The 19,797-nt window shown below is 67.5% G+C and carries 15 protein-coding genes, 1 tRNA gene and 1 pseudogene; 7 read left to right on the top strand and 10 right to left on the bottom strand.

What is annotated here, in order from left to right; genetic code table 11:
• From DI624_RS11450 to gyrB, 4 genes and pseudogenes are all read left to right on the top strand, one after another.
• Positions 1–168, top strand: a pseudogene (locus tag DI624_RS11450) (DNA polymerase III subunit beta); the annotation flags it as partial.
• Between the two features lie 73 nt (positions 169–241).
• A complete protein-coding gene (locus tag DI624_RS11445) occupies positions 242–1,288 on the top strand; it encodes a hypothetical protein (protein ID WP_291538546.1) in 1,047 nt (348 codons plus the stop codon).
• A 10-nt stretch (positions 1,289–1,298) separates the two neighbouring features.
• Positions 1,299–2,420: a DNA replication/repair protein RecF gene (recF, locus tag DI624_RS11440; RefSeq protein WP_291538545.1), complete on the top strand. Its 1,122-nt coding sequence runs from the start codon at positions 1,299–1,301 to the stop codon at positions 2,418–2,420.
• A 143-nt stretch (positions 2,421–2,563) separates the two neighbouring features.
• A complete protein-coding gene (gene gyrB, locus DI624_RS11435; RefSeq protein WP_291538543.1) occupies positions 2,564–4,999 on the top strand; it encodes a DNA topoisomerase (ATP-hydrolyzing) subunit B in 2,436 nt (811 codons plus the stop codon).
• 18 nt (positions 5,000–5,017) lie between these two features.
• Here gyrB and DI624_RS11430 read toward each other — a convergent pair whose 3' ends face one another.
• The 6 genes from DI624_RS11430 to DI624_RS11405 all read right to left on the bottom strand — a co-directional run bounded on the left by DI624_RS11430 (position 5,018) and on the right by DI624_RS11405 (position 11,146).
• On the bottom strand, positions 5,018–5,473 hold the full coding sequence (locus tag DI624_RS11430) for a hypothetical protein (protein WP_291538540.1): 456 nt from the start codon (positions 5,471–5,473) through the stop codon (positions 5,018–5,020).
• 86 nt (positions 5,474–5,559) lie between these two features.
• On the bottom strand, positions 5,560–5,964 hold the full coding sequence (locus tag DI624_RS11425; protein WP_291538538.1) for a DUF6491 family protein: 405 nt from the start codon (positions 5,962–5,964) through the stop codon (positions 5,560–5,562).
• Between the two features lie 26 nt (positions 5,965–5,990).
• Entirely contained in the window at positions 5,991–7,820 is a 1,830-nt protein-coding gene (mnmC, locus tag DI624_RS11420; RefSeq protein ID WP_291538536.1) for an FAD-dependent 5-carboxymethylaminomethyl-2-thiouridine(34) oxidoreductase MnmC, read from the bottom strand.
• Positions 7,821–7,991: 171 nt separating this feature from the next.
• Positions 7,992–8,276 carry a hypothetical protein gene (locus tag DI624_RS11415; RefSeq protein WP_291538534.1) on the bottom strand — a complete coding sequence of 95 codons (285 nt, stop codon included), beginning with the start codon at positions 8,274–8,276 and terminating at the stop codon, positions 7,992–7,994.
• A 107-nt stretch (positions 8,277–8,383) separates the two neighbouring features.
• Positions 8,384–9,250: a flagellar motor stator protein MotA gene (gene motA / locus DI624_RS11410; RefSeq protein ID WP_291538532.1), complete on the bottom strand. Its 867-nt coding sequence runs from the start codon at positions 9,248–9,250 to the stop codon at positions 8,384–8,386.
• A gap of 96 nt (positions 9,251–9,346) precedes the next feature.
• Positions 9,347–11,146 carry a long-chain-acyl-CoA synthetase gene (locus tag DI624_RS11405; RefSeq protein WP_291538530.1) on the bottom strand — a complete coding sequence of 600 codons (1,800 nt, stop codon included), beginning with the start codon at positions 11,144–11,146 and terminating at the stop codon, positions 9,347–9,349.
• Between the two features lie 362 nt (positions 11,147–11,508).
• Here DI624_RS11405 and cysD point away from each other — a divergent pair, with 362 nt between their 5' ends.
• Both cysD and cysN read left to right on the top strand, forming a co-directional pair.
• Positions 11,509–12,456: a sulfate adenylyltransferase subunit CysD gene (cysD, locus tag DI624_RS11400; RefSeq protein ID WP_291538529.1), complete on the top strand. Its 948-nt coding sequence runs from the start codon at positions 11,509–11,511 to the stop codon at positions 12,454–12,456.
• On the top strand, positions 12,456–14,381 hold the full coding sequence (gene cysN / locus DI624_RS11395) for a sulfate adenylyltransferase subunit CysN (RefSeq protein WP_291538527.1): 1,926 nt from the start codon (positions 12,456–12,458) through the stop codon (positions 14,379–14,381). The genes cysD and cysN overlap by 1 nt, the downstream gene beginning before the upstream one ends.
• Before the next feature lie 115 nt (positions 14,382–14,496).
• Here the strand turns inward: cysN and DI624_RS11390 are convergent.
• From DI624_RS11390 to DI624_RS11375, 4 genes are all read right to left on the bottom strand, one after another.
• Positions 14,497–14,570 (bottom strand) — tRNA-Gly (locus DI624_RS11390).
• A 22-nt stretch (positions 14,571–14,592) separates the two neighbouring features.
• Positions 14,593–15,597, bottom strand: coding sequence for a bile acid:sodium symporter family protein (locus DI624_RS11385; protein WP_291538525.1), 1,005 nt, complete (start codon positions 15,595–15,597; stop codon positions 14,593–14,595).
• A gap of 72 nt (positions 15,598–15,669) precedes the next feature.
• Complete coding sequence (acs, locus tag DI624_RS11380; RefSeq protein ID WP_291538522.1) at positions 15,670–17,607, bottom strand: acetate--CoA ligase; 1,938 nt, start codon at positions 17,605–17,607, stop codon at positions 15,670–15,672.
• 21 nt (positions 17,608–17,628) lie between these two features.
• Entirely contained in the window at positions 17,629–19,002 is a 1,374-nt protein-coding gene (locus DI624_RS11375; RefSeq protein WP_291538520.1) for a DcaP family trimeric outer membrane transporter, read from the bottom strand.
• A gap of 176 nt (positions 19,003–19,178) precedes the next feature.
• On the opposite strand from DI624_RS11375, the gene DI624_RS11370 reads away from it, so the two are divergent.
• Positions 19,179–19,793, top strand: a complete 615-nt coding sequence (locus DI624_RS11370) for a response regulator (RefSeq protein WP_291538518.1) — start codon at positions 19,179–19,181, stop codon at positions 19,791–19,793.
• Positions 19,794–19,797: the final 4 nt, after the last annotated feature.

Genomic DNA, 19,797 nt, shown 5'->3' with positions numbered 1-19,797 from the left:
GACGAACCGTTCGAGATCGGCTTCAACGCCCGCTATCTGCTGGACGTCGCCGGCCAGATCACCGGCGAAAACGCCGCCTTCCGCTTCGCCGACCCGGCCAGCCCGACCCTGGTCCTCGATCCGGGCGATCCGGGCGTGCAGTACGTGCTGATGCCGCTGCGTGTCTGACAGCCATGAGCATGGCGGAACGGTGATCAGAAAAGCGAGGTGGAGGATTTGGACTCCCCTCGCGATCTCATTCTTGGGCCTTGGCGCCTACATCGGTATTTTCGCTTGGCTTTCCAGCCTTGAAGGCCGCGAAGAGCTCCTGCGCGCCTTGACGGGTTCCATTTCCGACGCGGTCATAGCCGCTGCGCCCGGTTTGGTATTGCTCGCCTTATGCGGCGAAGCGATACGATCCCTATTCTGGGGAGATTATATCGTCCCCAATGAGCGCGGCCTCCACTTTCGGATCAACGGCCGGAAGCATTTGCTTCTTTGGAAACGGGTGAGCAAGTTCCGTGTCGAAACACCCGTGATGGGGCAAGAAGGCGTAGTCGGATGGGACTACAGCGGCGATGTCCATACCGAAAGACGCGTAAAGAGTTCAGCCGCGACGACGATGGACGGCGATTTCGGCCGAGGCTGGCAAGGTGGGCCGGACGCCCTTTGCATCGCGCTAGAGGCTTGGAGATCTCGCTATTCCCGCACCTTCGTCTTCCCAGAAGAGGGAGGCGTGCCCCCTTCCAACATTCGTCAAGACGGACCAGACCTTCCGTCATCTTTGATAGTGCTTGCAGACACACGAAAGGCGGTTGGCCCTCTGATAGGGATTTGGTGCTGCTTCTTCGCGCTGTTCGCCTTTCCAATCTGGATCACGGCGCTAGCGAGTCCGAGCGGGCAGGCGCTGACGGTGTGGACGAGTGTGGCAGGCAACTGGTCGTTCTGGCTGGTCGCTCTATTGTATGCCGCAATGGCGCTCTGGTTGGGCTATGTGGGCTATCTTCTGACGCGACGCTCTATTCTAAAGCCGACCATTGTGTTGGTCCCATCAGGCTTCACTATCAGTGATGAAGCGGGGGTCCGATTCATCCGTTGGAAAGATGTCGAGGCCTTCGGAATCGCTCAAGACTCGAACAACAATCGCGAGCATGTCGGCTGGCGCTATCGACCCAGCGTGGCCGATGTCGAAAGTTGGCAAAAGCCATCGCTCGACATGGATGCGTCGCTAGGCATGGGATGGCAAGGTTCCGTGCGCGACCTTCGCGATACGTTTGACGAATGGCTTCGTCGGTACGGCGCCGGCTGAGCGGACAGATTTGATACAGTCTCTAATCCTCACGGACTTCCGCTCCTATGCGAGCACGCGGCTGGAGATGACCTCCGGGCCGGTGCTGCTGCATGGCCCGAACGGGGCGGGAAAGACCAATCTCTTGGAGGCCATCAGCCTCTTGACCCCCGGCAAGGGGCTGCGCGGCGCCACCGCAGCCGAAATGGGCCGGCGCGAGCCCGGCGAGGCAGTGGGCCGCGCCTGGGCCGTCATGGTCGAACTGGACGACGAGACGCGGCTGGGCACGGGCGTCCAGACGGCGGGGGCGGCGCGGCGCATCGTGCGGATCGACGGCGAGACGGCGCCGCCGGGGCGGCTGCTGGATTATCTGCGTCCCGTCTGGGTGACGCCCGAACAGGACCGGCTGTTTTCCGACGCCCGGGCCGAGCGGCTGAAATTCTTCGACCGGCTGGTCTTCGCCGCCGATCCCGATCACGCCGCCAGCGTCTCCATCTATGAAAAGGCCCTGCGCGAACGGCTGCGTCTCCTGAACGATGCGCAGGACGGGCGCGAGGCGGACCCCGTATGGCTCGACGCGCTGGAGCTTCGCCTGGGCGAGGCGGGCGCCCGCGCCGCCCTCGCCCGCGTCGCCGCCCTGCACGCCCTCCAGGCCGCCATCGACGCCCGCAGAGATCGCCCCTTCCCCCAGGCCGATCTGGGTCTGGACGGCGCCGCCGAACAGATGGCCGAAGCGGGCGCCGAGGAAGACGAGATCGCCGCCGCCATCCGCGAGGGTCTGTCCAAGGCCCGCGCCCGCGACGGCGCCGCCGGCCGCTCCCTGTTCGGACCGCACCGCACCGACCTGACGGCCGTGCACCGCGAGAAACGGCGACCCGCCGCCGAGGGCTCGTCGGGCGAGCAGAAGGCCCTGGTCCTGAACCTGATCCTGGCCCAGATCGCCCGCCTGTCGCACCAGGCCGCGCCGCCCGTCCTGTTGCTGGACGAGGCTCCCGCCCACCTGGACGAAACCCGGCGCGCGGCCTTGTTCGACGAGATCGCGGCCCTGAACCTGCAGGCCTTCATGACGGGCACCGAGCGCGACCTGTTCGCCGGTCTGAAAGGCCGCGCCCAGTTCGTCCGCGTCGCGGGCGGAACCTTGGAAAGCGACTAGGTTTCGACGCGGAAATCCTCGCTTTTTCGTCGAAATTTCCTATATGTTGGCGGCTTCGACGCGGTGCGATCCCGTGGTCGATTCGAGCGCCCAGCGCGGCCTCTTCTCCCCGTCCCGGTCGGGACTTCTGAGCCAACGATTTCATGACCGATCCGATTGCCGACCAGCCCGAATACGGCGCCGATTCCATCAAGGTTCTCAAGGGCCTGGACGCCGTGCGCAAACGCCCCGGCATGTACATAGGCGACACCGACGACGGTTCCGGCCTGCACCACATGGTCTATGAGGTGGTGGACAACGCCATCGACGAGGCCCTGGCCGGCCATGCCGACCTGGTCCAGGTCATCCTGAACGCCGACGGCTCTGTCACCGTGACCGACAATGGGCGCGGCATTCCCACCGGCATCCACGAGGGCGAAGGCGTCTCGGCGGCCGAGGTGATCATGACCCAGTTGCACGCGGGCGGTAAGTTCGACCAGAACTCCTACAAGGTCTCCGGCGGCCTGCACGGCGTGGGCGTGTCCGTGGTCAACGCCCTGTCCGACTGGCTGCAGCTGAAGATCTATCGCGACGGCAAGGCGCACCAGATGCGCTTCGAGCGCGGCGACACGGTCAAGTCTCTGGAAGTCACCGGCGACGCCCCGATCCGCGAGACCGGCGACAAGGCGGGCCAGCCGCTGAGCGGCACGGAAGTCACCTTCTTCCCCTCGCTGACGACCTTCAGCCACATCGACTTCGACTTCAAGACGCTGGAACACCGCCTGCGGGAACTGGCCTTCCTGAACTCGGGCGTGGTCATCCGGCTGGCCGACCTGCGCGGGGCCGAGCCGGTCGATGTCACCCTGCATTACGAGGGCGGGGTCGAGGCCTTCGTGCGTCACCTGGACAAGTCCAAACAGCCGCTCCTGAAAGACGTCATCGTCATTCGCGGCAAGAAGGAGGGGATCGAGCTGGATCTCGCCCTGTGGTGGAACGACAGCTACCACGAGACCATGCTGTGCTTCACCAACAACATCCCTCAAAGGGATGGCGGCACCCACCTGTCGGCCTTCCGCGCCAGCCTGACCCGCGTCATGGGCGGCTATATCGAAAGCTCGGGCGCCGGCAAGAAGGAGAAGGTTTCGGTGTCTGGCGAGGACGCCCGCGAAGGCCTGACCTGCGTCCTGTCGGTCAAGGTGCCGGATCCCAAATTCAGCTCGCAGACCAAGGACAAACTGGTCTCGTCCGAAGTGCGTCCGGCCGTCGAGGCCCTGTGCTCCGAAGGCCTGTCGACCTGGTTCGAGGAACACCCGGTCGAGGCCAAACAGGTCGTGGCCAAGATCATCGAGGCGGCCTCGGCCCGTGAGGCCGCGCGCAAGGCCCGCGACCTGACCCGCCGCAAGTCCGCGCTGGAGATCTCGAGCCTGCCGGGCAAGCTGGCCGACTGCCAGGAACGCGATCCCGCCAAATCCGAACTGTTCATCGTCGAGGGCGACTCGGCCGGCGGCTCGGCCAAACAGGCGCGCAACCGCGAGAACCAGGCCGTCCTGCCCCTGCGCGGCAAGATCCTGAACGTCGAGCGCGCCCGCTTCGACCGGATGCTGTCGTCGGACCTGATCGGCACCCTGATCCTGGCGCTGGGCACCGGCATCGGCCGCGACGACTTCAACGCCGACAAGCTGCGCTATCACAAGATCATCCTGATGGCGGACGCCGACGTCGACGGCGCCCACATCCGCACCCTGCTCTTGACCTTCTTCTATCGCCAGATGCCGGAGCTGATTGAGCGCGGGCACGTCTATATCGCCCAGCCGCCCCTCTATAAGGTCTCCAAGGGCAAGCAGAGCCGCTACCTCAAGGATCAGGCCGAGATGGACGCCTATCTGATCGAGGAAGGCTCGTCCGAGGCGGAGCTGGACCTGTCCACCGGCGAGCGGCGCATGGCCCTGGACCTTCAGGCGCTGGTGCGCGAGGCCAAGGCGTTCAAGGCGGGCGTGGATCGCCTCAGCCAGCGCGCCCCGGCCTTCGCCATCGAACAATCGGCCCTGGCCGGCCTGTTCGCCGACGACGCTGACCTGGCGGCCGGCTCGATCGCGGCGGCTGCGCGTCTGAACCTCTATGCCGAGGAAGGCGACGGCGAATGGGCCGGCGCGCCGGGCGAACAGGGCGCCGTGGTCTTCACCCGCACCCGCCGCGCGGTGCAGGAGACCATCGTCCTGGAAGAGACCCTGATCCGCTCGCTGGACGCCCGTCGCCTGGCCGAACGCGCCGCCGCCTTCGACGGCGTCTTCGCCGCCCCGGCCGTCTATCGCCGCAAGGACAAGTCCACCGACATCCGCGGGCCGCTGGACCTGCTGAACGCCGTGCTGGACGCCGGCAAGAAGGGGCTGGCCATCCAGCGTTACAAGGGTCTGGGCGAGATGAACCCGGAACAGCTGTGGGAGACGACGCTGGACGTCAACGCCCGCACCCTGCTGCAGGTCTCGGTCGAGCACGAGGAGGACGCCAACGACCTGTTCGCCAAGCTCATGGGCGACGTGGTCGAACCCCGCCGCGAGTTCATCCAGGACAACGCCCTGGACGCCGCCGTCGACGTCTGAACCCCGAAAGGGCGCGGCCTATTGGCCGCGTCCGGCCGCGATGAAGGCCTGGATGGTGGGGAAGCGGGCGGCCTGAGGGCGCAGGTCTTCGCAGGCGAAGGACTTGATGGCGCCATAGACGCCGCCGGCCGGCGTCGCCTCCCATGGCGTGTCCTCCGAATAGCGTTCGGTCTCCGCACCGTCGGCGCCATAGGCGACGGTCGCGCCCGAGCGGGACTGGCCGTCCGAACAGCGCACCATCACCTCTTCGGTTTCGTGGCTGAGGTCCGCCGCGTCGCCGCGCGCATGGACCCGCGCCATCCTGGTGGTCACGACGCCGTCCACAGGCGTCAGGGCGTCGATATCGAGCAGATAGACGGTGGCGTCGCTGCGCGAGAAGGCCGCCCAACTTTCCGCCCTCGCCGCCGACGCCAGCCCCAGCGCCGCACAAGCGGCCGCCGACACGACAGCCGCGATCTTCTTGGTCCTGATCATCCTCTTCCCTCCCCAGGCAAGGCGATCATTTCATACCTGGACGCGGCGAATTTCAATCGCCGTCACGCAGGTTTCCAGCGGGCGTATCAGGGCCGGTCGCGCGACGGCAGGGCGGCGATGTCTTCCGCCGTCAGCTTGCGGGCGACGCGGACACGGCATGGCTCGGGCCCGATCGCGGGGCTGCGCAGGCGCGCCTGGTCGCCGACGCACAGCCGGCTGGTCCCGGCCATGGGCTCCAGGGCGATGGACAGGGCGCTGGGCAGATCGCGGCAGACGGTCGCGTCGATCTTGAACACCTCCGTCGCGGATGTGCGGACATAGAGAGTCTGCTCGTTCGGGGCGCTGAAGTTTCGAACCAGATTGGGCTGGAAACAGGGATTGGCGGTCGTTTGGGCGATGGCGGGCGTCGGATCGGCCCCGGCGGGGGCGCACGCGGCCAGAGCCAGGGCCGGGGCCACAACCACGGCCGAAAAAAGGACAAGACGCAGCATGGTGTTCTCCTGACGACAGCCCCGCCTCAACCCTCTCGCCGGGGCGCGTCGGGCGCAAGCGAATTCGCCAGGACGGCGGAGCGCCGTGGCGAGACGCGGCCGGCCAGATCGCGCGGCAGGGGCGAGGGTCGGTTCAGGATCAGGGCCGCCAGATGCTCGCCCAACAGGGGCGCGACGCAAAAGCCGCGCGACCCCAGGCCGCCCAGGATATAAAGGCCGTCGTCCAGCGCCCCAGCCAGGGGCAGCCGGTCGGGCGTCGTGGCGCGGATGGCGGCCCGGCTGTGCTTCACCTTCGCCGAAGCGACGCGATCGGCCAACGCCGGCAGGCGCGCGCGCAGGGTTTCGAGGTTGCGCACGCTGTCGGCGGGCCGGGGCGTCACATCCACTTGGCCCCGATCATGGGTCGCGCCATACAGCAGGCCCGCGCCGGTGGGGGCGACATAGCCGCCCCACGCCACGGCCCGCACCGCCCCTCCGTCCTCGACCCAGTCAGCCTGGCCGCGCACCGGCGACAGGCGCGGCGCGGCGGCGTGTTTCGCCAGCAGTTCGGCGGCGCCCCAGCCGGCGGCCACGACCACTGCATCGACCTCGGCCAGGACGGCGCCGGCCTGATCCAACAACCGCCAACCGCCTTCCGCACGCGCCAGAACCACGACCTGCGGCGAGTGGACCTCGGCGCCCGCCAGCCAGTCGGTCAGTATGGCGGCGGGGCGGACGGCGCAGGCGTCGACCATCCTCAACCCGTCCTCCCCGACCGGCTCGCCGGCCAGGGCGTCGGCGGCCTCGACCGTCTGCACCGCCATGGCGCCGGCGGGCCAGATCGGCTGGGCGGCGATTTTTTCGAAGCGCGCCCGGTCGCGCGGCGCCTGGGGCAGTTGCAGCACCCCCTCGCCCACGACGGCGCCCGGCGTTCGGGCGTAGAGGGCGCGGGCGCGCGCCAGCGCCTGAGCGTGAAGCGCGGCGACGCCCATATCGCCGGCGTCCAGGCGCGGCGTGACCAGACCGGCGGGAAAGCCCGAGCCTCCGGCGCCCGGCCGGTCCGCTTCGAACACCGTCGCCCGGACACCTTGCGCCTTCAGGGCGCGAACGACGGACGCGCCGGCGACGCCCGCGCCGACCACGGCGACGCGGGGAAGGACCTCGGGTTCGGGGGCGCTGGACAGGCGGGCTTCCAGCCGCTCGCGCTTGCGGCCGTGGCCGGGGCGCTTGTCCACGACGAAGCCGCGCTCGGCCAGGGCGCGCCGCACCGCCCCCGCAACGGTGAAGGTGGCCAGCCGCGCGCCGGGCGCCGAGCGGGCGGCGATCCGGTCCATCACCTCCGGCGACCACATTCCGGGGTTCAGGGCCGGGGAAAACCCGTCCAGGAACCAGGCGTCGGCGGCGCCCGACCACTGTTCCAACGCCCGGGCCGCATCGCCGACGGCCAAGTCGACGACCGCCTTGAACCCCGGCAGGTCGATCCGGTGAAAACCAGGCGTCGGCGCCGGCCAGGCCTGGAGCAGCCCCGAGGCGGCGTCGGCCAGTTCCGGCCAGTTCGCCAGGGCGCGCCCGGCTTCCGCCGCCGTCATAGGAAAACCCTCGACGGAGAAGACGTGCAGCCGTCCGTCCGCCGGACCGGTGCGTCGCCACAGGTCCAGCAGCGCCGCGATGTTCAGTCCGGTGCCGAAGCCTAGTTCCGCCACGGTGAAGGCGGCGCGTCCTCGCCAGGCGTCCGGCAGGCCGCAGCCGTCCAGAAACACCGCCCGCGTCTCGGCCAGGCCGTCGTCGCGCGAGAAATAGACGTCGCCGAACCGACCCGATCGCGGCTCTCCGTCTTCGGTCCAGGTCAGTTGGGGCGAAACGTCGTGGGGGCTCATCCGCAGGGCCTTAGCATCTTCGCCGTCCGGACGAAAAAGGCCGTGCTTAACCCTGGGTGTCGGTCTTCCCTTCCGGCGTCAGCGGCGTCCCAGCTTCTGGCGACAGATGCCGATAGGACAGTCCGAAGCAAGGCCCGCCGACGCGGGAAGCGAAGACGGCCACGGGTCGGATCAGTGACCCGACGGCGCGGGGGTAGGCTGCGGCGTGGTCGGCGTCGCGCCCTCGACCGGCGGAGTGGGAGCCGGGGCGGCGGCGGCGTCGTTCTGGATGGCCTGGTTGGCGGCGGCCTCGGCGTCGCGGGCGGCCTGATCGACCGTCAAGGCCGCTTCCTCGGCGCTGCCGGCGGCCTCGACCGCGTCGCTGGCGGGCGCCTCGGCCTTGTCTTCCGGCGCCTTGCTGCAGGCCGCGACGGCCACGAAGGCGGCTGAGGCGACGACGAGGGCGGACATACGCATGAGGGGTCTCCGAATAGGTTCGCGAGGCGGCGCGCCTCTGGCCCGCCGGACGATAGGACCGCGCCCCCGACGGGGGCAAGCCGGGATCGGCGCTGCGTCGATCCGGCTCAGTCGGCGGTGATGTTGTTCAGCGCCTCTTCCATCTCGCCGAACGAGGGCTGGGCGGTGGAGGGAATGTCGCCCCGGCCGATTTCGACCGAAATCTGGGCCGCGTTGCCGTGCAGGTGAGCCACCAGCACCGACTGGATGATCTTATAATAGGCGGCTTCCTCGTCGATGATCGCCTTCAGGCGCGCGGCGAACGGGCCGACCAGCCCATAGGCCAGGAAGACGCCCAGGAAGGTGCCGACCAGGGCGCCGCCGATCATGCCGCCCAGAATCTCGGGCGGCTCGGTGATGGAGCCCATCGTCTTCACGATGCCCAGAACGGCGGCGACGATGCCCAGGGCCGGCAGGCCGTCGGCCAGGTTCTGCAGGGCGTGGGCGGGCTCGAGATGCTCGTGATGGTGCTTTTCCAGCTGCTTTTCCATCGCATCCTCGACCTGGTGCGGATCCTCCAGGTTCATCGTCATCATCCGCAAGGTGTCGCAGATGAAGTCGACGGCGAAATGGTCCTTCAGCACCTTGGGGTATTTCTGGAAAATCGGGGAGTCCTTGGGCTTTTCGATATGGCTTTCCAGCGCCACCACGCCCTTGGACTTCATCGTCTTGGTTAGTTGGAACAGCAGGCTGAGCAGGTCCTTATAGTCCTGCTTCTTCCATTTCGGCCCCGCGAACGCCTTGCCGAAGCCCGCCAGAGACGACTTGATGACCGGCAGGGAGTTGGAAATCAGAAAGGCCGCGACGCCGGCGCCGCCGATGGCCATCAACTCATGCGGCAGGGCATGGGCGATGACCCCGAACTTTCCGCCCGCCAGGATATAGCTGCCGAACACCATGCCGAAGAGCATGACGATGCCGATGATCTGGAACATTGGGGCGGACGATCCTGACGCGAGAGGTCGGGATCATCCCCATTAATCATTAAGACCGCGTTTCGCGAACAGCTTCGGGCGACCGAAAACCAGTGATCAGAGACGCCCCTCGCCCTTCAGGATCGCCGTGCGCGCCGCCGCCGTCAGCTTCTGATAGCCGGACTTGCCGCCACGCACATAAAGCGCCGCTCCGGTCTTTTCGGGATCGAAGCCGTCGGCGACCAGATCGGCCTTTCGGTATTTGAAGGTGCCGGTCGTTTCCGCCGCCTTGATCAACCGCAGGAAGACGGGCTGGGCGTAGGCGGGCAGCTTGGCCTCGACATGGTCGGAGAAGGCCTGGGCGTCGAACTTGCCCTCGACCACCAGGGCGGCCATCCCCGCCTTGCCGTCCTGGGCCGGAACCGGCACGCCATAGACGATGGCCTCGGTCACGCCCGGCGCATCCATCAGCACCTGTTCCACCTCGGAGGTCGAGACGTTCTCGCCCTTCCAGCGGAAGGTGTCGCCCATCCGGTCCACGAAGTAGAAATAGCCCTCGGCGTCCTGTTTCATCAGGTCGCCGGTGCGGAACCAGCGGTCGCCCTTCTTGAAGACGTCGGTCAGGATTTTCTTCTGGGACGCGGCCTTGTCGGCATAGCCCGAGAAGTCGTGGCGGATGTCGTTGCCGATCTCGCCGATGGCCTCGCCCACCTCGCCGATGCGCGCCAGACGGCAGAGGCCGTCAGGGCCGCGAATGGGCTGTTCGGTCTCGAGGTCGAACTGAACCAGGCGAATGTTGATCTGCTTCTTCAGATAGCTGGGCACCCGGCCGATGGCGCCCTGCTTGCCGTCGAAGTTGAACAGGGAGACGTTGCCTTCGGTCGAGCCGTAGAATTCCAGAATTTCGGGGATACGGAATCGAGACTGGAAATCGGGCCAGACGTCGGCGCGCAGGCCGTTGCCGAAGGCCAGCCGCAGCTTGTGCTTGGTCTCGTCCTCGACCGAGGGGCTGTTCACCAGATACCGGCAAAGTTCGCCGATATAGACGAACATGGTGGCCCCCGACGACCGCACGTCGGGCCAGAAGCTGGTGGCCGAGAATTTCTTGCGGATGACCAGCCGCGCCCCGTTCAGCAGGGCCGCCCCCACGCCGACCAGGCCGCCGGTCGAGTGGTAGAGCGGCAGGACGTTGAAGATCCGATCCTCGGGCGTCGAGCGCGTGGCCCCGGCGAAGGCGCGCATATAGGTGCGGGCGCGCGAATGGGGGATGCGCGCGGCCTTGGGCAGGCCCGTCGTGCCGGAGGTGTAGATATAGAGCGCCGTATCCCGGTTGGTCATGCCCTCGCGCGCCGTCTTGGACGGGCGCACCGAGGAGCCGCCACGCACCGGCTTGTCCAAACCGCGCCGGTCGCTGGTCTCCAGATCGTCCGGCAATCCCAGCACCCAGAGGGCCAGGTTGTGGTCGACCATAGGCCGCGCCTCCTCGATCTGGCGCCAGCAATCCTCGTCGGCGACGACGTTGAAGGCGTTGGAGATGGCCAGACAGTGCGCCAGGCCCTGGCCGTTCAGATTGGTGTTGATCAGGGCCGTGGCGATGCCGACCTTGGAAAAGCCGATCCAGGCCGCCAGATATTCGATCCGGTTCGTCATCATCAGGGCGATGGTGTCGCTGCGGCGCAGGCCCCGGTTCTTGGCCCAGTGGCCGAAGCGGTTGGCCATGGCGTCCAGGTCGCGATAGGTCAGGGTGCGCTGACCGTCGTCGATGGCGATGTTGTCGGGGAATTTGTCGACCGCCTCCTCGAAGTCGTCGCAAACCAGGACATCGCTATCCAGCTGGATCGGCTTGATGCGCTTGAGCAGGCGGAACAGGCCGCGCGCGAACCGGACATCCCGACGGATATTCGCTACAAACCCCATACGCGCCGCAACTCCCATTATTCGTTATCCGCCCTATCCGGTGATGGACGATGGCGGGGCGTGCGGTCAACAGCCCGGTCCGCAAGGGCGCTGCGAACCCAGCCGATTGCCGCCAGCCGTGATCCATTTGTGCGGTTGACGCCGGGGAAATCCAGAGGCGCGCCGTGCTTTTTATCGCCGCAATTGGTCGATGCCCGATGCGGCGAGGCGCGCTCCCCCTGTCTCCGCCCAGCGAAAATGCGCGGATGTTCCGCTAGCGGTTCGGGCGCGACGGCTGAAATTCTCACAGCCGGCGACAGTATCCATCGCTTGTCCCGTGCGGCGCCTTGGCGTTGTCAGATGGCGTTCGACGGAGACGCCCGGTGACGACCGCCACCCTGACCAGAAACCGCATCGCCCTGCCCGCCCCCACGCGCCTGACGCATCTTCAGCGGCTGGAGGCCGAAAGCATCCACATCCTGCGCGAGGTGGCGGCCGAGGCCGAGCGCCCGGTCATGCTGTATTCGGTCGGCAAGGATTCGGCCGTGATGGTGCATCTGGCCAGGAAGGCCTTCTATCCGTCCCGGCCGCCCTTCCCGCTGCTGCACGTCGATACGACGTGGAAGTTCCGCGCCATGTACGCGATGCGCGAACGGGCGGCGGCCGATCTGGGCGTCGAACTTCTGGTGCATCGGAACCCCGAGGCCGTGGCGCGTGGGATCAACCCGTTCGACCACGGCTCGGCCCTGCATACCGACCTGTGGAAGACCGAGGGGCTGAAACAGGCCCTGTCCCTGCACGGCTTCGACGCGGCCTTCGGCGGCGCCCGGCGCGACGAGGAGAAGTCGCGGGCGAAGGAGCGGATATTCTCCTTCCGCACCGCCCAGCATCGCTGGGACCCGAAGAACCAGCGCCCCGAGCTCTGGCGGCTCTACAACACCCGCAAGCGACCGGACGAGAGCATCCGCGTCTTCCCCATCTCCAACTGGACCGAGTTGGACGTCTGGCAATACATCCATTTGGAGAACATCCCCATCGTGCCGCTCTATCTGGCCGCCAAGCGCCCCGTGGTCGAACGCGACGGCGCCCTGATCATGGTGGACGACGAGCGGTTCCGGCTGCGTCCCGGCGAGACGCCCCAGATGAAGTCCGTCCGCTTCCGCACCCTGGGCTGCTACCCCCTGACCGGGGCGGTCGAGAGCACGGCTTCGACCCTGCCCGAAGTGATCCAGGAAATGCTGTTGACCACCACCTCCGAGCGCCAGGGCCGGGTGATCGACCACGACCAGTCCGCCTCGATGGAGAGGAAGAAGCAGGACGGTTATTTCTAATGTCTGCCCCGACCTACGAAGCTTCCGACCTGATCGCCCGCGACATCGACGCCTATCTGGACGCTCACCGGCGCAAGAGCCTGCTGCGCTTCATCACCTGCGGCAGCGTGGACGACGGCAAGTCGACCCTGATCGGCCGGCTGCTCTACGATTCCAAGATGATCTTCGAGGATCAGATGGCGGCGCTGGAGGCGGACAGCCGCCGCGTCGGCACCCAGGGCGGCGACATCGACTTCGCCCTGCTGGTCGACGGCCTGGCCGCCGAGCGGGAACAGGGCATCACCATCGACGTGGCCTATCGCTTCTTCTCGACCGACCGGCGCAAATTCATCGTCGCCGACACGCCGGGGCACGAGCAGTACACCCGCAACATGGTGACGGGCGCCTCGACCGCCGACGCCGCCGTCATCCTGATCGACGCCCGGCGCGGCGTGCTGCCCCAGACGCGGCGGCACGCCTATCTGGTCAGCCTGCTGGGCATCCGCCACGTGATCCTGGCGGTCAACAAGATGGACCTGATGGGCTGGTCGCAGGCGGCGTTCGACGTCATCGTCGCCGATTTTCGCGCCTTCGCCGGCCAGATCGGCCTGGCGCGGTTCGACGCCATCCCCCTGTCGGCCCTGCGCGGCGACAACATCACCGAGGCCAGCCCCCGCTCGCCCTGGTACGCCGGCCCGTCGCTGATGGGCCTGCTGGAAACGCTGGAGGTCGGCGACGATCTCCAGGCCGACCCGTTCCGCCTGCCGGTGCAATGGGTCAACCGGCCCGATCTCGACTTCCGCGGCTTTGCCGGCCAGATCTCCGCCGGAACCGTGCGGCCGGGCGATCCGGTGCGCGTCCTGCCGTCCGGAAAGACCTCGACGGTGGCCCGCATCGTCACCGCCGACGGCGACCTGGCCCAGGCCGTCGCCGGCCAGTCGATCACCCTGACCCTGGCCGACGAGATCGACGTCTCGCGCGGCGATGTCCTGGCCTCGGCCGACGCCCCGCCCGAAGCGGCCGACCAGTTCGAGGCGACGATGGTCTGGATGGACGACGAGCCCCTGCTGCCCGGCCGGCCCTATCTGCTGAAACTGGGGGCGAAGCTGGTCGGGGCGACCATCACCGAGCCCAAGCACAAGGTGAACGTCAACACCCTGGAACAGCAGCCGGCCAAGCGATTGGAGCTGAACGAGATCGGGGTCTGCAACCTGTCGCTGGACGTCCCCGTCGCCTTCGCCCCATACAGTCAGAACAAGGATCTGGGCGGCTTCATCCTGATCGACCGGATCTCGAACCGGACGGTGGGCGCGGGCCTGCTGAACTTCGCCCTGCGCCGCGCCCACAACATCCACTGGCAGGCCCTGTCGGTGGACAAGGCCGCGCGCGCCGCGATCAAGAACCAGCGCGGGCGGGTCGTCTGGCTGACGGGCCTGTCCGGCGCCGGCAAGTCGACCATCGCCGACCTGGTCGAGAAGCGCCTGCACGCCGACGGCCGCCACACCTATCTGCTGGACGGCGACAATGTCCGCCACGGCCTGAACCGCGACCTGGGCTTTACGGAAGAGGACCGGGTCGAGAACATCCGCCGCGTGGCCGAGGTGTCGAAACTGATGGTCGACGCCGGCCTGATCGTCCTGGTCAGCTTCATCTCGCCCTTCCGCGCCGAACGCCGGATGGCCCGCGACCTGTTGGACGAGGGCGAGTTCGTCGAGGTCCACGTCGACACCCCTCTGGCGGTCGCCGAGGCCCGCGACGTCAAGGGGCTGTATAGGAAGGCCCGCGCCGGCGAACTGAAGAATTTCACCGGCGTCGACAGCCCCTACGAGCCGCCGGAAAGCCCCGAGATCGTGGTCGACACCACCACCATGTCGGCGGAACAGGCGGCCGAGCGGATCGTCGCCTGGCTGAACGGCCGTTTCTGGAACGAGGACTTCAGCATCTGACGCAGGCCGTCGCAGTCTTCGCGCGGGAACCTTGGCTGTTTGCGGCGGGCTTCGGACCGATGTCCCTTCCGATCCAACGGGGCCTGTCCGCCGGATCGCCCCGCCTCACCGGACCTGGAGCGGGCAGCGGGAATCGAACCCGCACGAAAAGCTTGGGAAGCTTTCAGGCTACCACTACATCATGCCCGCGATGGCCTGGACGGGGTCTAGCTCATGGCCGATCCGGGCTCAAGGCCGGCGTGGCCGCCGCAGCGTTCTCGCGCGCATAGCGCTGGGCGATCAGAGTGCAGGCGAACAGCTGAATCTGGTGGAACAGCATGATCGGCAGGACGATCAGCGGCACGGCGTGACCGGCGAACAGGATGCCGGCCATCGGTATGCCGGTCGCCATGCTTTTCTTGGAACCGCAGAACAGGACGACGATCCGGTCCGGTTTTTCGAATCGCAACAGCCGCCCGGCCGCCAGCGTCAGGCTCAGCACCACGGCCAGAAGGGCGATGTTCAGCCCGATCACCTTGCCCAGGTCGGCCGGCGCGACTTGGGACCAGACGCCGGCGACCACGCCCTCGCTGAAGGCCGCATAGACGATCAGCAGGATCGAGCCGCGATCCACCAGGCCGGTCAGCCTGGCGCGGCGGCCCAGCCAATCCTTGAGCAGCGGACGGCACATCTGTCCCACGGCGAAGGGCGCCAGGATCTGCAGGCCGATGTCCAGGATGGATTGCAGATGAATCCCGCCCCCTGCGCCCCCGATCATCAGGCCGACCAAAAGCGGCGTGACGATCACGCCCAAAAGGTTCGACAGGCTGGCGCTGGTCAGGGCGCCCGCCACATTGCCGCCGGCGATGGAGGTGAAGGCGATGGACGACTGCACCGTGGACGGCAGCAGGCATAGATACAGCATTCCGGTCAGCAGGTCCGGCTGCAGCGATCCGCGCATCAGGAAGACCAGGCCCAGCCCCAATAGCGGAAACAGGACGAAAGTGCTGAGCAGGACCGCGCCCTGGAGTCGCCAGTGCATCAGGCCCGCACCGACGGCCGCCGGCGACATCCGCGCGCCATACAGGAAGAACAGCAGGGCGATGGCCGCCGTGACCACCCCCTCCATCACTTCGGCCGCCTGTCCGCGCGCCGGCAGGATCGCCGCCAGCGCCACCATGCCGACCAGGGCCAGAAGATAGCGGTCGATCGGCAGGCGGCTCAAAAAACGAAGCATGGAGGACTCAAGACTGCGGCGGCGAACCCCACGATAGGGCGCGCCGCCGCCGCTTGGGAACCCGGCTCGGGATCAGGCTCCGGCCCGGTTCCTGACCAGATCGTCCACCACCGACGGATCGGCCAGGGTCGAGGTGTCGCCCAGCGAGCCGATTTCGTTTTCGGCGATCTTGCGCAGGATGCGGCGCATGATCTTGCCCGAGCGGGTCTTGGGCAGGCCCGGCGCCCACTGGATCACGTCGGGCGCGGCGATGGGGCCGATTTCCTGGCGCACATGGGCGATCAGTTCGCGCCGCAGGTCCTCGGTGATCTCAACGCCCTTCCTGAGGGTGACATAGGCGTAGATGCCCTGGCCCTTGATGTCGTGGGGATAGCCGACGACCGCCGCTTCGGAGACGATGTCGTGCAGCACCAGGGCGCTTTCGATCTCGGCGGTGCCCATGCGGTGGCCCGAGACGTTGATGACGTCGTCCACCCTCCCGGTGATCCAGTAATAGCCGTCCTCGTCCCGACGGCAGCCGTCGCCGGTGAAGTAGCGGCCCGGATAGGTCGAGAAATAGGTGTCGAAAAACCGCTGGTCGTCGCCATAGACGGTCCGCATCTGGCCCGGCCAGCTGTCGGTGATGCACAGATTGCCCGACACGGCGCCCTCCAGAGGCTGGCCCTCGGCGTCCACGATCTGAAGCTCGACGCCCGGCAGGGGCAGGGTCGCGGATCCGGGCTTCAGGTCGGTGGCGCCAGGCAGCGGCGTGATCAGATGGCCGCCCGTCTCGGTCTGCCACCAAGTATCCACGATGGGGCAGCGGCCGTCGCCGACCACCTCGTGATACCAGCGCCAGGCTTCGGGGTTGATCGGCTCGCCCACCGTGCCCAGCAGGCGCAGCGAGGCGCGCGAGGCCGCCTTCACGGGGCCGTCCCCCTCGCGCATCAGGGCGCGCAGCGCCGTCGGCGCGGTGTAGAAGATTTCCACCTTGTGCTTGTCCACCACCTGCCAGAACCGGCCGGCGTCGGGATAGTTGGGCACGCCCTCGAACATCAGGCTGGTCGCCGCGTTCGCCAGCGGCCCATAGACCATATAGGAATGGCCCGTGACCCAGCCGACGTCGGCGGTGCACCAGAACACCTCGCCGGGTCGATAGTCGAAGACGATCTCGTGGGTCCAGGCGGCCCAGAACAGATAGCCGCCCGTGGTGTGCAGCACGCCCTTGGGCTTTCCGGTCGAACCGGAGGTGTAGAGGATGAACAGCGGGTCCTCGGCGTTCATCGGCTCGGGCGGACAGTCCGCGCTGACCTTGGCCGCCTCCAGACCATAGTCGAAGTCGCGGCCCTCGGTCATCGGCACGTCGCGGCCGGTGCGGCGTACGACCAGGACGGCATCCACCTTCACCTTCTTCAGCGCCTCGTCGACATTGGCCTTCAGCGGCACATGCTTGCCGCCGCGCAGGCCCTCGTCGGCGGTGATGATCAGGTTGGAGCCGCAGTCCTCGATCCGGCCGCACAAGCTGTCGGGCGAAAAGCCGCCGAACACCACCGAATGCACCGCCCCGATGCGCGCGCAGGCCAGCATGGCGTAGGCGGCCTCGGGGATCATGGGCAGATACAGGGTGATCCGGTCGCCCTTCTTGGCCCCGTGCGCCTTCAGCACATTGGCCATGCGGCAGACTTCGGCATGCAGCTCGCCATAGGTGATGCGGCGGCTGTCGCCCGGGTCGTCGCCTTCCCAGATGATCGCCGTCTCGTCCTTCCTGTGGGGCAGGTGACGGTCGATGCAGTTGGCCGAGACGTTCAGGACGCCGTCCTCGAACCAGCGGATGCGGAAATCCTCCTTCTTGAAGGAGACGTCCTTGATCCTGGTCGGGGGCGTGATCCAGTCCAGACGCCTGGCCTGTTCGGCCCAGAAGGCGTCCGGGGTCTCGCGTGCGGCGATCCGCGCGGCCCCATAGGCCTCCCGGTTCATATGGGCCTTGGCGGCCCAGTCGGCGGGGACGGGATAGAGGTCGAGATCAGGCACGAAAGGCGTCTCCGGCGGAAATCAGAATCCGTATTTGGCGAACAGGATCAGGCGGGTCAGGTCGCCGCTGGCGCCGGTCTCGATCTCGCGGTCCGCAAACATCAGTTCGGCGCCCACGTCGAACGCCGTGACGGGCGACCAGATCAGATTGGCGTGGATGCTTTGCGCCGAACGGTTCGCGCTCAGGCCTGTGAAGCGGGTGTCGTTGTCCACGTTCTGGCCCGACCAGATCAGGCTGGAGCGCCAGCCGGGCGCCCAGACGTGGCGATAGGCGGCGAAGCCGGCGACCACGCCGATGGCGTCCAGTTCGCCCGAGGCGTCCAGCACGGCGTCGTTGGAGAAATTCAGACCGACATAGCGGCCGATCCCCTCGCCCCCCGTCACCATCAGGCGCAGGTCGTCCTTGGACCCGACCTTGATCTTGGTCGAAGCCGACAGGCCCCAGCCGGTCGCGGTGGAATCGATATTGCTCGCCGGATTCTGATATTTCAGCTGGCGCAGCAGGCCGGCGAACTGGACATCGCCCCATGGCCTGGACACGGCGTAGCGGGCGGTGAAGTCCGGCAGGCTGTTGTCGTCGGCGACCACGCGCGTTCCGCCGCCGAACGGGGTCACGGTTGTCTCGGGATTCTCGACCGAGACCGAGAAGGGACCGCGCGTATAGCGGACCTGAACCTGACGGGCGAACACAGTGCCTTCGGCCGCGCCGATGAAGTCGGCCGATTCCGGCAGGACGGCGGTGTTCTGGAAGTTGGTCCACTCCTGACCGATCAGCCAGTTGTCGATGGTGATGAAGGCGCGGCGCAGAGCCGGATTGGCCGGGCTGGTGGTGCGCTGGTCGCCGGCGCCGGGCAGGGTCTGGAAGTCCATCTCCATCCGGGTGCCGATCTTGTGGCCCCCGACTATGCCGTCGGTGGTCAGCCAGAACCGGGTCTGGCGGGCGTTGAAGTCGGTCGCCGTATCCTCGTCGGCGCCGCCGATCGGGATCGAGCCGGGGATGTGGAATTCACGAAGCGAGTCGCCATTGGCCGGATCCCCGCCGGAATAGCGGGTGGCGTAGGCGTCGACCTTGACGAAACCGCCGAACTTGACCGTGTGATCGCCGATGCGGAAGCCTTCGCTCAGCGAGGCGGGGGCGGCGGTCTGCTGCACCGGGGCGGGGGCCGGGTTCGCCGGGCGGGTCTCCAGGCGAATGATGTCCTGGGCCTGGGCGGCCTGCTGGGTGCGGGCGGCGACGACCTCGCCCTTCAGGGCGTTCAGCTCGGCCTCCAGCTGAGCGATCCGAGCCTCCAGCGCCGCCTGGCTGGACTGGGCGGAGGCGATGTCGGGCGCGCACAGCAGGGCGGCCGAGGCGGCGCCGGCCGAAAGGACCGCCGATAGACGTGACTTGATCATGATGAAAATCCTCCCGCGCCCGTCTTATCGCGTGCGTCCCTATGAAAACCTTTCCGCCTGGGGGTCCGGCTGACCATTGGCCATTCGTCTAATTTCGACCAAAGTCGAACCGCGGCATGATAGGGCTGATGTGGCCGCCTAGACGCCGCGCGGGAAATCCCAAGGGAAGGACGCCTATGGATCGCATCGTCGTCGCCGACGACCATCCGCTGTTCCGCGCCGCCCTGCGTTCGGCGGTCGACAAGGCCGCGCCGGGGGCCGAGGTGATCGAATGCGCCAGCCTGGGCGAGGCGCGGGCCGCCTTGCAGGCGGGGCCGACGGACCTGCTGCTGCTGGACCTCAAGCTGTCGGACAGCGAGGGGATGGCGGGCCTTGCCACGGTGCGGGCCGAGCATCCGGCGGCCCCGGTGGCGGTCGTGTCGGCCAGCGAGGATGCGCCGGTGGTGCGAAACGCCCTGGGTCTGGGCGCGGCCGGCTTCATCCCCAAGTCCACCGCCCTGCCGCAGATGGTTGAGGCCATCGCCGCCATCCTGGCCGGCGATACCTGGGCGCCGGACGTGCCCGAGGCCGAGGACGACGACCTGGCCGAACGCGTGGCCAGCCTGACCCCTTCGCAGCTGCGCATCCTGGAGGGGCTGAAAGCCGGGCGGCTGAACAAGCAGATCGCCTTCGACCTGGGGGTGTCCGAGGCCACCATCAAGGCGCACCTGACCAGCGTCTTCCGCAAGCTGGGCGTCCACAACCGGACCCAGGCGGTGATCCTGGCCAAGCAGATAGACCCGGCGGGATAGACCC

This window comes from Brevundimonas sp. (assembly GCF_003248455.1).
GTDB lineage: Bacteria > Pseudomonadota > Alphaproteobacteria > Caulobacterales > Caulobacteraceae > Brevundimonas.
The sequence above is the reverse complement of the archived record's forward strand: the minus strand, read 5'-3'. Positions and strand labels throughout refer to the sequence as shown.